Here is a 15,018-nt window from a genome sequence, read left to right as displayed (position 1 = left end):
ACACAGAGCATTGTGCACGCAAGCGTTGTGCGAATGGGCTATATCGATATGACCCGAAAAGTGGGCAAGGCCGCGGGCGATGATTAACATCGACCCATGAATCTACGGTTTCTGGAAACCTTTGTGCTGCTGGCCGAGCTGCGCAACTTCCGCATGACGGCCGAGCGGCTGTTCACCACACAGGCAGCTGTCTCCAGCCGCATCGCCACGCTGGAGCAGGAGTTCGGCGTGCGCCTGTTCGACCGCGGCGTGCGCGAGGTCACGCTCACGGCCGACGGCGCCAAGGCCCTGGTGCATGCCGAGCGCATGCTCCGGCTGATGCGCGAGATGCGCGAGGACATGCTGGACAAGCAGGCCTATGCGGGCGTGATCCGCATCGGCGCCATCGAATCCATCGTGCACAGCTGGTTCCCCGACTTTCTCGCGCTGCTGCAGCAGCGCTATCCGCGCCTGCAGGTGGAGATCGCCTGCGACACCACCATCCATATGTCGGAGCAACTGCTCAAGGGGCAGCTCGATGTCTCGCTGCAGGCCAAGCCCGTCTCCGGCGGCGCCATCGCCAATCTGTCGCTGGGCGAGTTCGCCATGGCCTGGGTGGGCAGCCCCAAGCTGGGCATAGGCGACGAGACCCTGAGCCTGGCCGAGCTGGCGGCTTTTCCCATCATGAGCTTTGCGCGCGGCTCCGAGCCGTATGCGGTGATCGAGCAGCTGTTCAGCGCCGAAGGCAGCGCCTCGCCGCACATGAACTGCATTGCCTCGGTGGCGACCATGATCCGCGTGGTCTGCGACGGCCTGGGCGTGGCGGCCGTGCCGCCGGCCATCATCCAGCGCGAGCTGGCCGAGCAGCGCCTGCGCCTGCTGCGCGTGGATCGCGAGTTCCCCTCGCTGCCGCTGGTGGCCTGCTGGCGCAACGATCATCAGAACCCGCTGGCCGAAACCGTGGTGCGCGCCGCCGAAGAGGTGGCCACGGCCTTTGCGCTGAACCATGGCCAGGCCGTGGCGCGGCTGCCCGGCACCCGTCTGGCAGGGGACGCATAAAGCGCAGGAGCAGGCACAAATGGTGCGGGCGCCAATGCCTGCCGTGCATTGGGGTGTGCCTCAGTACTGAATAAAAAAGGAGCTGCTAGCGCCTGATGAATATCGATTTCAGAGTGTTTCCTATCTGAAATCAATTGCAGTCAAGCGCTAGCAGCTCCTGTTTTTTCTCTGCAATCAGGCCTGGGCCAGCAAAGCCTCCACGGCCAGCGCCACCGACAGCAGGCGCTGGTCCTGACCGGCCGTGCCGGCCAGGCTCAGGCCCACGGGCGCTTCGCCCGCGCGGTGGCAGGGCAGGGACACCGCACAGCCGTCGAGGAAGTTGATCAGCGTGGGATTGCGCAGCATCAGCCCGTTGGCCGCGAAATAGGCTTCGTCGCTGGCCTCAAGCTCGGCAATCTTGGGCGCGATCACGGGCACCGTGGGCATGAGCATCAGGTCGTGGTCGGCCATCTGCGCCTGGACCAGGGCAATCCACTGCTGGCGGCGCGCCAGCAGCTCGATGTAGTCGGCCGCGCTGATGTCCTTGCCGCGCAGAATGCGCGTGCCCACGCGCGGATCGTATTCCGCCAGGCGGCCGGCGCCGTCGATATGGCTGCGGTGCCAGGCCCAGGCCTCGGCGGCGGTGAAGCCGCCCTTGGCATTGATCTGCGCAAGCTCGGCAAAGGGCGGCACCACGGCCTCGGTGATCTGCACGCCGGCCGCGTACAGCAGCGACAGCGCACGCTGCCAGGCTGCGGCCACGGTGCTGTCCATGCCGTCCATCACCACATTCGTGGGCGCCAGCAGGCGCAGGCCCTGCAGCGAGGCCGCGCGCAGCTCGCCATGCGACTGGCCCGACAGCACTGCGTCCAGCGCGGCGCAGCAGCGCACGCTGGGCGCCAGCGGTCCGATGGAGTCGAGGTTGGCTGACAGCGGCAGCACGCCCTGCATGGAAACGCGCCGCGCCGTGGGCTTGAAGCCGGTCAGGCCGCACAGCGCCGAGGGAATGCGCACCGAGCCGCCGGTGTCCGAGCCGATGGCGGCCAGCGCCATGCCGTCGGTCACCGAGATGGCCGCGCCCGAGGACGAGCCGCCGGGAATGCGGCCGCCGTCGATGTCACGCTGCCAGGGATTGCGCGGCGTGCCGTAGTGCGGATTCAGCCCCAGGCCCGAGTAGGCGAACTCGGTCATGTTGGTCGTGCCCACGATGACCGCGCCTGCGCGGCGCAGACGCTGCACGACTTCGGCCGTCTGCGTGGCGGGTGCGGCATCGGCCAGCAGTCTGGAGCCGCCCAGCGTGGGGTGGCCCGCGATATCGAACAGATCCTTGACCGAGATGGGCAGGCCTTCGAGGGGCGAGCGTGCCAGGCCGGCCGCGCGCAGCGCATCGCTGGCGCGGGCTTCGGCCAGGGCCTGCTCGCGCAGCACGCGCGTGAAAACGCGCGGGCCTTCGCCTTGCGCGGCGCGCTCCAGTGCCTGCTCGGCCAGTTGCACGGCGCTGGTCTGGCCTTGGGCCAGGCGGTGGGAGACCTGGTCCAGGCGGGGAGAGACTGAAGTCATGGGCAGCTCCGGTGTTCAGGCGACGATATCCAGCAGTTCGCTGCGGTAGCGGTGGCGGATGCTGCGCTGGCTGCGCGGGTCGTACAGCTCCATGGCGAACTGCGTGGCAGGGCGTATGCCGCCGATGGCGGCCATGGTGCCGCAGGTCATGCCGCTGCCTTCGGGCAGCTGGCTCTGGCCGCCGGTGTAGCCTGCGATCAGGTCCTGGGGCGTGCGCAGGCTGGCCAGCGTGCCTTCCTGGTACAGCACTTCGCGGCCGTCCTCCACGATCCAGGAGCGCAGGATCAGCTCGTCCCAGTGGCCGGCCACATCGGCAAAGCGCCAGGCCTGGGTGGCCACGGGCTTGATGCAGGCCTGCTTGGAGAAAGCCACGCTATAGGCTTCGAGCTTGCGATCGGTGTGGTCCGAGGCCAGGCTCACGAACATCTCGCCGTCATGGCTGAAGACGAAGACCTCGGCCTCGCCCGAGGAGTCCGGGCCCAGCACCTGCAGCGTGCTGCTCTGGCTCAGCTGGTTGCTGGCGATGCGGTAGTACAGCGGAACGGCGCTGGGGCGCGGAATGCCGAGCGCGGCCAGCTCCTCGATGTGGTGCTCGATGGCCGCATGGTCGCGTCCGGCCCAGCCGGCGACGATCAGGGTGTCGAAGATGGGGGCCAGGGTCTGGCCTTCGGGGGTGGTGAATTGCAGTTGCATGGCGGAAAGCTCAAAAAGGGGAAGGCGGGGCCGTGGGCCCCGCATGGCGGCGCTGCGCAGGCAGCGTCAGGAGGTCACTGCTTCTTGACGAAGAGCACGACCAGGAAGGCGGCGAGGAACTCCAGCGCGGCCACGAAGTACAGCCCCGAGGACAGCGAGCCGGTGCTGGTCTTGAGCGCGCCGATCATGTAGGGCGCCACAAAGCCGGCCAGGTTGCCGATGGAGTTGATGAGGGCGATGCCGCCTGCGGCCGCCGTGCCGGCCAGAAAGGCCGAGGGAATGGACCAGAACACGGGGAAGGCGGCGAGGATGCCGATGGAGGCCAGCGTCAGCGCGCACAGGGCCAGCACGGCGTTGTGCAGGAACATGCCGGTCAGGATCAGGCCTGTGGCGGCGATGAGCGCGGGGATGGCGCTGTGCATGCGGCGCTCGCCGGTCTTGTCCGAATGCATGCCGTTCCAGACCATGGCCAGCGTGCCGGCCAGGAAGGGAATGGCCGAGATCAGGCCGATCTGCAGATTGTTCTGGATGCCGATCTCCTTGATGATGGACGGTGACCAGAAGGCGATCGTGGCGTTGCCGCTGACGATGCAGAAGTACACGGCGGCGCACAGCCAGACACGGTAGTGGCGGCAGGCGTCGGCGAAGGAGTGCTGCTTGTGGCCTTGCTGGCTCTCCTGGGCGACGGCGGCGGTGACGGCGCGCTGCTCGGCGGCGCTCAGCCACTTGGCGTTCTCGGGCTTCTCGGGCAGCCAGGCCAGCACGAAGAAGCCGGCGATCACCGAGGGAATGCCTTCAAGAATGAACAGCCATTGCCAGTTGGCCAGATGGCCCACGTCCTGCATGCCGTTCATGATGGCGCCCGCGATCGGGCCGCCCACGGCGCCGGCGATGGCGAACGAGGTCATGAACAAGCCGTTGATGCGCGCGCGGTGGCGGGCCGGGAACCAGTAGGTCAGATACAGCACCACGCCGGGGAAGAAGCCCGCCTCGACCACGCCCAGGATAAAGCGCAGCACATAGAACATGGTGGGCGTGGTCACATAGGCCATGGCCATGGAGGCCGCGCCCCAGAGGATGGTGATGCGCGCCAGCGTCTTGCGCGCGCCGATCCTCTCCAGCAGCAGATTGCTGGGCACTTCGAACAGGAAGTAGCCGATGAAGAAGATGCCGGCGCCCAGGCCGTAGACGGCCTCGCTGAACTGCAGGTCCTGCAGCATCTGCAGCTTGGCGAAGCCGACGTTGACGCGGTCTATCCAGGCCAGGACAAAGAGAAAGACCAGAAAGGGGATCAGGCGCCAGGTGATCTTGCGGTAGGTGGCGTCCATGTCGGGGTGCGCGTGCGCACCGGCATGGCCGGCAAGAGGGTGGGTGGCGGAAGCCGGGCTGCTCATGGGGAGTCTCCTGTATGCGAAAGTGCAGCGGGCACATGGGGCGCTTTTGCCGGCGCTCCTGTGTGTCTTGGAACATGGGGGTGCGGCGCGGGCCGGTGTTCCTGTGGCGGCAGTATCGAAAGGCAGCGAGGGGCTGTCCAACAAGAAATTCTGAGCGGCCCTGAATGCAAATTCTTATGAGCAGAGATGGTGCGGGCTGTGCACCGGCATGAGGCAGGCGCGCATCGATAAAACGCGGGAAAACCCTAGGTGATGCACGCGACCGATGGCAGCGCCGGGCAGGCCGATGGCCCGGCGCTGCAGGGCTTGTGCTTGATTCAGGTCAAGCCCAGGGGGAGATGGTGTTTCCCCTTGGGCCTGCAATCGGGAACAATGGGGCAAAGTCTGTTTGAGGGAGGACTGCACTTGCTCACGTTCAACACAATTCTGGTGCTGCTGGGGGTCTGTTGCGTAGGCCTGCTGGTCGGTTTTTCCTGGCGCGAGCAGCGCTGGGGCCCCTGGGTCATGCTGGTGTTCGTGGTCAGCCTGCTGTCGCTGATGAGCTACGCGATTCTCAATCTGCTGCTTTAGCACCGCAGGCGAGGGCCGGGCGGGTACGCAGCGGGGCCTTCCACAGCTCGGCCAGCAGCAGACCGGCAATCGTCATGATGCCGCCCACGGCGTGGTAGGCCGCCAGAGGCTCGTTCAGGGCGAAAGCCGCGATCAGGGCGGTGAAGACCGGGATCAGATTGAAGAACATGCTCGATCGCCCGGGCCCCAGCGTCTGCACCGCCTTCATCCACAGCAGCGGCGCGGCGATGGACGCCATGATGCCGGCGTAGCCCACCAGCGGCAGGTTGCTGGCGTCAAGCCCGGTCTTGGGCGAGAAGAGATAGAGCGGGAACTGCACGACCACGGCAACCAGCACCTGCAGATACAGCAGTTGCACCGTGGCCAGGCGCGGCATTGGCCAGCGCTTGAGCAGGATGTTGTAGACCGCGTAGGCCAGCATGGCCAGGAACATCATGGCATCGCCCAGATTCAGTCCCTCGGACGCCAGATGGCTGAGCCGGCCCGATGAAACCACCAGCGCGACCCCCGCAATTGCCAGCAACGAGCCCCAGATGCCGCCATGCGTGAGTGGCTGGCCCAGCATGAACACGGCCAGGGCCAGCACCAGCATGGGCGTGAGCGAGCCGATGATGCCCATATGCGTGGCCGTGGTGAAGTGGGCGGCGTAATAGGCCAGGCTTTGGTAGATGACCATGCCCAGCACGCCCAGCACGAAGATCCGTGGCAGCAGGGGCTTGATGTCGGCGCGCTGGCGCCAGATCGAGGGCAGGACGAAGGGCGTGAACAGTACGGCGGCCACCAGCCAGCGAAAGAACCCGATCTCTGCCGCGCTGATGCTGTCTGCGGCCAACTTGCTGACCACGGTGTTGACCGACCAGATCAGCACCGCGCCCAGTGGTAATAGGTATGCACCCATATGAAACTCCTTGAGGTGCTTATGATGCGCTTGACGTATTTGAAGCGCATTGCTGATTTCAGACATTTCATAACTCAAGCCGGACGAACCCATGCCTGCCTCAGCCCCGACTCCCGGCCCGGTCGCCAAGCGCCATGCCGTACAGATACTGGACACCGACAAAGTGCCTGGCAGCTATTACTTCCGCTATGACGAGTTCGGCGAACACAGCGAGGCTCCGCCGCACAGCCACCGCTGGGGGCATCTGAACTATGCGGCCCACGGCAGTCTGAGCATGGACGTGCCCACGGGTCATATCCTGTGCCCGCCGCAGCACGGGGTGTGGATTCCGCCGGGCGTGGTGCACAGCTGCTATCTGCAGCATGCGGTGCAGTACCGCTCCGTCTATCTGGCCCCTGATCTGTGTGCGGATCTGCCGCAGACGGCGGGCTGCATGCGCCTGGGGCCGATTGTCAAAGCCGTGCTGGCGGACTTCGGCGCCAGGGGCGTGCAGATCCCGGTGACTGACGCAGACCTGCGTCTGGCACGGGTGGTGCATGACCAGCTGCGAGCCACGCCGTTGGAGTTGAGCTTTCTGCCCGTGGCCCGGCATCCGGCGCTGGTGCAGGTGCTGGATGCCATGCAGTCGCGCCCCGACGACCACCGCAGCCTGGCCGAATGGGCCGAGACCGTGCACATGACGGAGCGCACGCTGGCCCGCCACTGCCAGCGCGAGCTGGGCATGAGTCTGGGCGAATGGCGCCAGCGCATGCGTTATCTGCAGGCCATCGACGCGCTGGAGGCCGGCCACACCGTGCAGCGCATTGCCTACGACCTGGGTTACAGCACGCCCTCGGCCTTTATTGCCATGTTTCAGCGCGAGTCCGGCCTGCCGCCCGAGCAGTTCAGGCGCGAGTTCTGTGCAAGTTCTTTCTGAACGCGGGATAATGCGCGCCGTGAAGTGCGCCAGACCGCCGCTGGTACTAGCCGAAAGGCCAACGCTTGCGTTGGGTCGAAAGACCGTACTGGAGGAACGTCCGGACTGCATAGGGCGGCGTAGCAGCTAACAGCTGTCCACCGTGAGGTGAGGATCAGAGCAACAGAGACGAGTCTGGCAGGAGTGCCGCAAGGCAGACCAACCAGGGTGAAACGGGCAATCTCTACGCGCAGCAATACCAAGTAGGCACACGTTGACGGGGCCCCCGGAGTGTGCGGGTAGGTAGCACCGAGCCATCAGGCGACTGATGGCCAAGATTAATGGCGGTCACATGGCGGGCAACCGTTGTGCACAGAATCCGGCTTATCGGCGCACTTCACACCTTCTTCCATGCCCCGCCATTGGCGGGGCATTTTCATTGGCGGGTCAGAACTGGTATCGCGCGGTCAGCAGAGCCTTGCGCGGCAGGCCGAAATAGTTGCCGCCGTTGTTTGTGCCCAGAGTCTCGAAATAGCGACGATCGAACAGGTTGCTGATGTTCACCTGCAGGTCCAACTGCTGGTTCACGCGCCAGCCGACCACCAAGTCGGCCACAGCATAGGCCGGTTGTCGGATGACATAGCCCTCAGCGCTGGTCAGCGACTCGGACGTGGTGCGGGTCTGGTAGCGCAGGCCGCCGCCCACGCGCCATGCGCCCAGCTCGCCGCCCAGGTGGTACATGGCGGACAGCTTGAGCTGGTGGCGCGGCGTGTAGCTGGCATAGGGCGCACCCTTGACGCCTTCGGTGCTGTCGCTGGCGATCTGGGCCTGGGTGAAGGTGTAGCCAAAGCCGGCATTCAGGCGCGGCAGGATCTCGCCGCTGATGTCCACGTCCAGCCCCTTGCTCTTGACCTTGCCGACGGAGCGGTAGCAATTGGTCTTCACCGTGCAGGAGTTGATGTCCGCAATGGCCTGAGGCAGGTTGTCCTGCGTGGTGTTGAACATGGCAACGGCCAGGTTCACGCGGTCGTCCAGATAGCTGCCCTTGAGGCCCAGCTCGAAATTGCGGCCTTCCACCGGCGGCAGCATGCTGCCCGAGACATCGAGAAAATCCTGTGGTCGGAAGATGCTGGTGTAGCTGGCATAGGCCGAGTAGGTCTTGTTGATGTCATAGGTCAGCGCCACATAGGGTGTGGCGCGGGCTTTCTCGCTGAATTCGCGTTCGCGGCTCCAGCTACCCTGGCGCTGGGCGTTGGTGAAGTCATACCAATCCAGGCGTGCACCGGCGATCAGGTTCAGCGGCTCGGCCAGCAGGAAGCGGCCCGTGGCGTAGGCCGAGGTCAGTGTGGTCTTCTGGCGGCGGGTCCACAGGTCTTCGGCCAGCATCGTGGACCGGTCCAGCGAGTCCGGGTTCCAGGTGATGGGATCGACGCCATTGGCGATCAGCCACTCGCCGGTGGGCGACAGGTAGCTGTAGCCCTGGTCGCTCCAGCGGATGCTGCGGCGGCTGACACCGAAGGCCAGGTCGTGCTCGCGGCCGAACAGGCGCACGGGGCCCTGGGCCGAAGCATCGAGGCTGAGTTGGCGCTTGTCGTAGTCGTAGAGGCCTCCAGCCACGTCGTAGCGCGTACGGCCCAGTTCGTCGAGGCCGCCCGAGACTAGGTAGGCGCCATCCAGCGCAGACTTGGCCTGCAGGGCGCGAGCGGCCAGCTTGGCTTTCCAGCCGCTGTCGAAGCGGTGCTCCAGGTCGGCGAACAGGCTGACTTCCTTCTTGTCCCATTTGCTCCAGGAGGGCGAGAAACGCCTGGATCGCGCAATGTCGAGGAAGGAGCCATCGAAGCCCATCGGCACGCCCATCCATTGCGAGCCGGGGTTGTCTTCGTTGACATAGGAGCCGCCCACGCTCAGCGTGGTGTCGCGCCCCAGGTCGAATTCGGCGGTGCCGTACAGCAACTGGCGCTTGCTGCTGTAGCCATCGATGAAGTGGTCGCGCGACTGCAGCGAGGCCACGACGCGCCCGCGCGCCGAGCCGTCCTCGTTGAAGGCTCCCCCCACATCGATCTCCCCCACGGCCTGGTTCCAGCTGCCGACGCGCAGCGTGGCCGAGCGCTGGGTGGTGCGCGGCGCGCGCTTGCGCACGAAGTTGATCGTGCCCGAAGGATCGCCCACGCCCGTCATCAGCCCCGTGGGGCCGCGCACCACTTCCACATGGTCGTACATGGCCATGGTGTCGTAGGTGGAGGTATCGGTTTCATACGAGACGGGCACGCCGTCCTGCAGGAAGGAGCCGATCACGAAGCCGCGCGAGAAATAGCGCGCTCGGTCGTCGCTCCAGCGGTTGATGGTGATGCCGGTGGCGCTGTTGGCCACGTCGTCGATGGACAGCATGCTCTGGTCGTCCATCTTCTGGCGTGTGACCACGGTCAGGGACTGGGGCGTCTCGCGGATGGACAGCGGCAGCTTGGTGGAGGTGCTCATCAGTCCCGTGGTGTAGGAGCCAGAGCCTTCGGTGGTTGTGGTCTCGCCCACGGCGGACACCGTGACTTCGGGCAGGGCGACGGCGCCGGCGGGCTTTTCCACCACCAGCGTGCCCTGGTTCACATAGCCTTCCAGCCCGCTGCCGCGCAGCAGCCGGGCCACGGCGGCTGCGGTGCCCAGGCGCCCTTCCACGGCGGGTGCCCTGCGTCCCTGCACCAACTCGGGTGCGGCCAGCAACTGCAGGCCGGCCTGGCGGGCCAGTTGGGTCAGTGCCTGGCCTAGCGGCTGGGCGGGGATGTGGAAATCGGTGCTGGCGACCGGCGCAGGCGCTGTCTGGGCCTGGGCGCCAGGAGGCAGCTGCAGCGCCAGCAGTGCGATGGTTGCCGCGACCGCATGGTGGTGGGCAAGGCGGGAAGGTTTGGATGGGGATGAAGACATGGAAGGTCCCGTGATGGATCTGGGCAATGGTGATTCCCGGGCTGCGGATGATTCGCGTTCCGGGGTCTTCATACCTTTACGAACGGGCGCCGACATTCCCTCATGCCTGATGCGCACATGCCTAGCTTTCGGCGAGGCCGGGCCATCGGCGCATCAGCTGCGGCGGCGGATGATCAGGATGCGCCCGGTTCCCGGGCCCTGTTCCCCTTCCTCTTCCTGCACACTGACCGGCAGGGTGCGCGGCAGCATGCGCAGCCAGCCTTGGGTCGCTGCAATGCGCACGCGCCCCAGCACGGGCAGAGCGGATGCATCGGGCTCCACGCGCAGCGGTTGCGGGCTGTAGCGTTCCAGGCGCCGGGCCACGTCGGCCAGCGGCGTGTTCTGGAAGTCCAGCCAGCCTTCCCGCCAGGTTGCCACCGTGGCAGTGGTTTGTACGGCGGCTGTCTGTCCTGCCGCCAGGCGCAGCATCTGGCCTGCGCCCAGTTCATATTGGGTGCCGCTGCCATCGCGCACCTGCACGCGGCCTGCATCGACGGCGACCAGCACGGCATCACCCTCAAGCGCGACTTCGAAGCGTGTGCCCAGCACGGTGACCTGTACGTCTGCGGCCTGGACTACGAAGGGCCTTTCCGTGTCGCGCACCACGACAAAGAAGGCGCTGCCGGCCAGCAGGCGCACCTGCCGGCGCGTGGCGTAGAAGTCCACCTCGGCGCGGCTGGTGGCGTCCAGAGTCAAGCTGCTGCCGTCGGGCAGGGGCTGGTTCAGCATGCGACCGGTGGCTGTGGCCAGACGGATCTGGTATTGCGGCATCCACTGGAGCCAGGCCCGCCAGATCGCCGCACTGCTCGCACCCAGGCCTGCCAGGCCCAGCAGGCTGGACAGGGCACGGCGGCGGCCCGTGCGTGGAGCGGAGGATGCTGCAGCATCTCCGCGCCAGCGGCGCAGTGCGGCTTCCACGCAGTCCATGGCGCGCATGACGTCGCGCTCCACCGTCTTGACCGAGACGCCGTGGCGCGTCGCCAGTTCGGCATGCGAGGCGCCCTCGATGCGGTCGGCCAGGAAGATGTCGCGGCAGCGTGTGGGAAGCTGCGACAGTGCGCCTTCGACTTCGGCCAGGGCCTGGCGATAGGAGTGGGTATCGGCCACGTCGGGGCTGAGAGGGGAGGGCGGCTCTCCTTCGCGGACGCTGCTGTCAAAGCGCTCGGCCGTGCGCTGACCATGGCGCAGGTGGTCGATGGCGATGTTCTCCATCACCGCATAGAGATAGGGACGGCTGGCGTTTGGTGAATGGTCCGGTGCGGCGGGCGCATCGCTTTCACCGCGCTGGCGTTCGGCCAGGCGTATCCAGGCGTCATGCACTAGGTCACGCGCGGCCTGCGGGCCGGTGCGGCGTGCCACGAAGCGCACCAGCTCGTGGTAGCTGTCCTGGAAGGTACTCAGCAGGGAGGAGGAAGAGACGGGCGCGGGCATGCGGGAGGCCGGAAGGCAGCACAGGAATCCCTCATTTTATGAAATGATTCTCATTTGCCAATAGCGTGGCCCGCGACGCAGCTGGAGGGCAGGCGTCTAGAACCTTTCCCAGGGCATCAGATAGCGCCACTGGCCCTCGGGCACCTTGGCCAGCGAGACGCGGCCAAGGCGCAGCCGGCGCATGCTGACCACCGTCAGGCCGATGGCAGCGCACATCTTCTCGATCTCTTCGGGCGCAATGCCCTTGAGAGCGAAGCGCAGATGGTTTTCGCTCTGCCAGCTCACATGGCAGGGAGGCATGCGACGATGGCCGTTGCCGCCGGGAATGGGCAGACCTTCGTACAGAATTTCCAGGCCATCTTCAATGATCTGGCCCTCCACGCCGACGATGATTTCCTGTTCCAGCCACATGCCTTCCTCGGCCAGTTTGCGTGCCACGCGCTTGTCCTGGGTGTAGACGATGAGGCCGCTGGCAGGCAGGGGAATCGTCAGAAACGACTCCAGATTCCTGAAGTGATGATCCAGCACCAGCTGGGGCATGGGCGTATCCAGCTTGGCCTTGGTGTCTTCTCTCAGCAGCGAATGCGCGCTGCGCACGCGGCCATAGGCCGGGCCTTGGGTCATGCCCGCAGGCTTGTTCATCAGGATGGTGACGGGCGGAATGGCTTCAGGCTTGGCATCCTTGCGCAGGATCACTACCTGGTCGGGGCGCACGCGGGTTTCGGGCACTTGCACCACTTTGCCGTCCACCTGGACATTGCCCGCGACGATATGGAGCTCGGCTTCGCGGCGCGAGCATTGTTCTTGCTCCGCCACGCGTTTGGCCAGGCGGATGCTTTCTTGTTCAGGCAGGGATTCAGACATGGCGAGAGCTTAATGCTCCGGCCATGTCCTAGTTGTCCACAGGTCTAGCGCGACGGTCGCTGGGCGCTATCTGCCAAGGCAGAGCTTTTGAATGCGCTCCACATGCGCCAGCAGCGATTGCTGGGCCACGGGCCACAGGGCTTGAGGTGTGTCGGCGTAGGCAATCGCCACCCAGTCCTGAATGCTGCCGTCGGGCTTGGTGCGCATGGCCTGATGTACCTTGGCCTCGCGTGCCAGGCGGTGGGCCTTGAGGCGGGTGATCTGATGTCGCGCAAAGCCCAGCACGTAGCCATGGGCGGGCAGGATGTAGCGAATGTCGTGCTCCAGGCACATGGAGTGGAGCCTGTCCAGCGAATCGAGGTAATCGATCATATTGCCGTCCGGCGGGCTGATGACGGTGGTGCTGCCATTGAGGATGTGATCGCCACTGAATAGCAGCGCGTCCTCCTCCAGCAGAAAGCACAGGTGGTTGGCTGCGTGGCCGGGCGTGAAGATGGCTTGCAGCGTATGCGTGATCTCGCCTTCTGCCCCTTGTCCGGCAAGCGTGATGCGCTCTCCGTCCCGTAGCGTCACCTCGGGTCTGAAGCGACTGTTGGCACGCGCTGTGGGCGCCGACGGCAGGCCCATGATGGGAGGCCTGGCATGGCCGGAGAGCAGGACCATGGCCTGCAGCGGTGCGGCGCCCGGCGAGTGATCGGGGTGGGAATGGGTGCAGACGATGTAGCGGATATCGCCGCCGGCGGCATCGTGCAGGCGCTGCAGATGTTCGGCATCGTCCGGGCCGGGGTCGATGGCGATATAGCCGCTATGCGCATCGCCGACCAGATAGCTGTTGGTGCCGGGACCGGTCATCATGCCGGAGTTGGGGGCCGTCAAACGCAGCAGGTTCTTGCGCAGCGGCACGGCTTTTTCAGGCTGCCAGTCCAGATGGTGAATGCCGTGGCCGTCGGGCAGCACCATTTCCAGTTCGCCATAGGCCATATCGGTTTCGGTATGACGTGTGTCTTTGCCTTTCAGGTGGCCGCCACGGGGGCAGGCCTGCCACAGCGGCTTCTCGCTTAGCAGGGCATTGATCACGGCCTGGGTATCGGGCTGGTGAGCGATGCGCTGCAATGTACGCTGGGTGGGAAAGAGGATGAACAGCTTTTTCTCTTCAAAGCGCGCAATCGCATCCTGCGGAGAAATCCAGGTGGGCTCGAACTGCTCGGTTTCGTCGGCCACCGCCGTCTGGCCTTCGGGCATGCGGGCTACAAAGAACGGCACGTTAAAGCGCTTGGGCAGGTCCAGTGGTGCGGTCCAGTGGGCCAGATACCAGAGCTGGTCCACGGCCAGCGTCCAGCCGCGCGCGCGGCATTGCTCATACAGCGATGCCTTGCGGTCCAGTTGCTGAACCTGGGCCGGTGGAACGGGTTGGCCGGCCTGGTCATAGGCCAGCAGGATGCCCAGCTCCTCAAAAGTCTCGCGAATGCCTGCCAGAGCCTGGGTAATGCGTTCATCTCCCGCCTCGGCGATCATGCTGGGGCGCACGCGCGCCAGCGCATGACTGGCTGGGGCTGCATCTTCATCTTCCTGGCCGCCGCCGGGGAAAACATAGGCATTGGCAAAGATGCCTTGATCTGCACGCCTTGTCATCAGCACTTCAAAACCATTGCCATCGGCGCAGTCGCGCAGCAACAAAAGCGTGGAAGCATCGCGCGCGGGAACTGGCGCGCGCTGGGGCTGAAGCAACTGGCTGGGGCGGGGCTGGCTGGGTGATGTCATGAGGTCACATTATGCGAAGTCGCCGCGTTCGTGAATGTCACACCTGGACTAGTTGTGCACTCCTGCTGCGCGAATCGGGGAAAGCACTGAGAGCAAACGGCCGAGGATGTCTTGCATTTAGTTATTTGAAATAACAATAATGATGCAAAAGGAATGGTTATGACTCATAAAGAAATTGCAGTTGAGTTCCGTGGCGAAGCCGAACAGGTTGCCGTCATTCGCCTGATGCGTGCCGCCAAGCGCAACGCCTTGTCCGATGGGCTGGTGCTGGGTCTGCGCGATGTATTCATGAATCTGCCCGCCAGCGTGCGCGCTGCAGTGGTGGATGGCGATGGACCGCATTTCTGCGCCGGCCTGGATCTGAGCGAGCTCAGCGAACGCGATGCGGCCCAGGGCGTTCTGCACTCACGCATGTGGCATGAGGCGCTGCGCCAGGTGCAGTTCGGCGCGGTGCCCGTGGTCGCCGCCCTGCATGGTGCCGTGGTGGGGGGCGGCCTGGAGCTGGCCAGCGCCTGCCATATCCGTGTGGCCGACAGCAGTACTTTCTATGCCTTGCCCGAAGGTTCACGCGGCATTTTCGTCGGCGGTGGCGGCTCGGTGCGCATCCCGCGCCTGATCGGAGCCGCACGCATGGCCGACATGATGTTCACGGGCCGTGTGTACAAGGCCGAAGAGGGTGAGCGCATTGGTCTGTCGCAATATCTGGTGCCCGAAGGACATGCATTGGACAAGGCCGTGGAGCTGGCGCTGCGCATTGCCGAAAACGCCCCCATGACCAATTACGCCCTGATGCACGCGTTGCCCAGGATTGCCGATCAGCCCGCCGATCAGGGGCTGATGACGGAAGCTCTGATGGCTGCCGTGGCGCAGAGCGCGCCAGAAGCCAAGTTCCGTTTGCAGGAATTTCTGTCCGGGCGGGCCGCCAAGGTCAGCAAGGACTGAAAGCACTCTCAAAAAACAACGCTGTGGAGACAAAGACA

The 15,018-nt window shown here is 65.3% G+C and carries 12 protein-coding genes and 1 other RNA gene; 5 read left to right on the top strand and 8 right to left on the bottom strand.

Annotation, left to right across the window (positions count from 1 at the left end; translation table 11 throughout):
* Positions 1-96: 96 nt before the first annotated feature.
* Positions 97-1,038 carry a LysR family transcriptional regulator gene (locus Cth01_RS05565; RefSeq protein ID WP_003068150.1) on the top strand — a complete coding sequence of 314 codons (942 nt, stop codon included), beginning with the start codon at positions 97-99 and terminating at the stop codon, positions 1,036-1,038.
* 174 nt (positions 1,039-1,212) lie between these two features.
* Here the strand turns inward: Cth01_RS05565 and Cth01_RS05560 are convergent, their stop codons facing one another.
* From Cth01_RS05560 to Cth01_RS05550, 3 genes are all read right to left on the bottom strand, one after another.
* Complete coding sequence (locus Cth01_RS05560) at positions 1,213-2,577, bottom strand: amidase (protein ID WP_045838705.1); 1,365 nt, start codon at positions 2,575-2,577, stop codon at positions 1,213-1,215.
* 15 nt (positions 2,578-2,592) lie between these two features.
* Positions 2,593-3,270: a DUF2848 domain-containing protein gene (locus Cth01_RS05555; RefSeq protein ID WP_034377128.1), complete on the bottom strand. Its 678-nt coding sequence runs from the start codon at positions 3,268-3,270 to the stop codon at positions 2,593-2,595.
* Between the two features lie 74 nt (positions 3,271-3,344).
* Positions 3,345-4,664 (bottom strand): MFS transporter, encoded by a 1,320-nt coding sequence (locus tag Cth01_RS05550; RefSeq protein ID WP_045838704.1) that lies wholly within the window; start codon positions 4,662-4,664, stop codon positions 3,345-3,347.
* A gap of 405 nt (positions 4,665-5,069) precedes the next feature.
* Between Cth01_RS05550 and Cth01_RS05545 the strand changes: the two genes are divergently transcribed.
* On the top strand, positions 5,070-5,234 hold the full coding sequence (locus Cth01_RS05545; protein ID WP_223305621.1) for a hypothetical protein: 165 nt from the start codon (positions 5,070-5,072) through the stop codon (positions 5,232-5,234).
* On the opposite strand, the gene Cth01_RS05540 is transcribed toward Cth01_RS05545, so the two are convergent.
* Positions 5,218-6,132: a DMT family transporter gene (locus Cth01_RS05540; RefSeq protein WP_034391330.1), complete on the bottom strand. Its 915-nt coding sequence runs from the start codon at positions 6,130-6,132 to the stop codon at positions 5,218-5,220. The genes Cth01_RS05545 and Cth01_RS05540 overlap by 17 nt on opposite strands.
* Positions 6,133-6,223: 91 nt before the next feature.
* Here Cth01_RS05540 and Cth01_RS05535 point away from each other — a divergent pair, with 91 nt between their 5' ends.
* On the top strand, positions 6,224-7,048 hold the full coding sequence (locus Cth01_RS05535; RefSeq protein ID WP_045838703.1) for an AraC family transcriptional regulator: 825 nt from the start codon (positions 6,224-6,226) through the stop codon (positions 7,046-7,048).
* Between the two features lie 21 nt (positions 7,049-7,069).
* Positions 7,070-7,430: RNase P RNA component class A (gene rnpB / locus Cth01_RS05530), an RNA gene on the top strand.
* Positions 7,431-7,474: 44 nt separating this feature from the next.
* Here rnpB and Cth01_RS05525 read toward each other — a convergent pair.
* The 4 genes from Cth01_RS05525 to Cth01_RS05510 form a co-directional block, all read right to left on the bottom strand.
* Positions 7,475-9,943 (bottom strand): TonB-dependent siderophore receptor, encoded by a 2,469-nt coding sequence (locus tag Cth01_RS05525; protein ID WP_045838702.1) that lies wholly within the window; start codon positions 9,941-9,943, stop codon positions 7,475-7,477.
* A gap of 153 nt (positions 9,944-10,096) precedes the next feature.
* On the bottom strand, positions 10,097-11,413 hold the full coding sequence (locus tag Cth01_RS05520; RefSeq protein ID WP_045838701.1) for a sigma-70 family RNA polymerase sigma factor: 1,317 nt from the start codon (positions 11,411-11,413) through the stop codon (positions 10,097-10,099).
* Between the two features lie 96 nt (positions 11,414-11,509).
* Entirely contained in the window at positions 11,510-12,277 is a 768-nt protein-coding gene (locus Cth01_RS05515) for a pseudouridine synthase (RefSeq protein ID WP_045838700.1), read from the bottom strand.
* A 66-nt stretch (positions 12,278-12,343) separates the two neighbouring features.
* Entirely contained in the window at positions 12,344-14,038 is a 1,695-nt protein-coding gene (locus Cth01_RS05510; protein WP_045838699.1) for an MBL fold metallo-hydrolase, read from the bottom strand.
* 159 nt (positions 14,039-14,197) lie between these two features.
* Here Cth01_RS05510 and Cth01_RS05505 point away from each other — a divergent pair, with 159 nt between their 5' ends.
* Positions 14,198-14,980 (top strand): crotonase/enoyl-CoA hydratase family protein, encoded by a 783-nt coding sequence (locus tag Cth01_RS05505; protein WP_003069038.1) that lies wholly within the window; start codon positions 14,198-14,200, stop codon positions 14,978-14,980.
* Positions 14,981-15,018: the final 38 nt, after the last annotated feature.

This window comes from Comamonas thiooxydans (assembly GCF_000964545.1).
Classification (GTDB): Bacteria; Pseudomonadota; Gammaproteobacteria; order Burkholderiales; family Burkholderiaceae_C; genus Comamonas; species Comamonas thiooxydans.
This window is presented reverse-complemented; position numbering and strand designations above follow the sequence as displayed.

Coding starts and splice junctions, on each gene's coding strand:
- Cth01_RS05565 (WP_003068150.1), top strand. CDS start 97: ATGAATCTACGGTTTCTGGAAACCTTTGTGCTGCTGGCCGAGCTGCGC.
- Cth01_RS05560 (WP_045838705.1), bottom strand. CDS start 2,577: ATGACTTCAGTCTCTCCCCGCCTGGACCAGGTCTCCCACCGCCTGGCC.
- Cth01_RS05555 (WP_034377128.1), bottom strand. CDS start 3,270: ATGCAACTGCAATTCACCACCCCCGAAGGCCAGACCCTGGCCCCCATC.
- Cth01_RS05550 (WP_045838704.1), bottom strand. CDS start 4,664: ATGAGCAGCCCGGCTTCCGCCACCCACCCTCTTGCCGGCCATGCCGGT.
- Cth01_RS05540 (WP_034391330.1), bottom strand. CDS start 6,132: ATGGGTGCATACCTATTACCACTGGGCGCGGTGCTGATCTGGTCGGTC.
- Cth01_RS05535 (WP_045838703.1), top strand. CDS start 6,224: ATGCCTGCCTCAGCCCCGACTCCCGGCCCGGTCGCCAAGCGCCATGCC.
- Cth01_RS05525 (WP_045838702.1), bottom strand. CDS start 9,943: ATGTCTTCATCCCCATCCAAACCTTCCCGCCTTGCCCACCACCATGCG.
- Cth01_RS05520 (WP_045838701.1), bottom strand. CDS start 11,413: ATGCCCGCGCCCGTCTCTTCCTCCTCCCTGCTGAGTACCTTCCAGGAC.
- Cth01_RS05515 (WP_045838700.1), bottom strand. CDS start 12,277: ATGTCTGAATCCCTGCCTGAACAAGAAAGCATCCGCCTGGCCAAACGC.
- Cth01_RS05510 (WP_045838699.1), bottom strand. CDS start 14,038: ATGACATCACCCAGCCAGCCCCGCCCCAGCCAGTTGCTTCAGCCCCAG.
- Cth01_RS05505 (WP_003069038.1), top strand. CDS start 14,198: ATGACTCATAAAGAAATTGCAGTTGAGTTCCGTGGCGAAGCCGAACAG.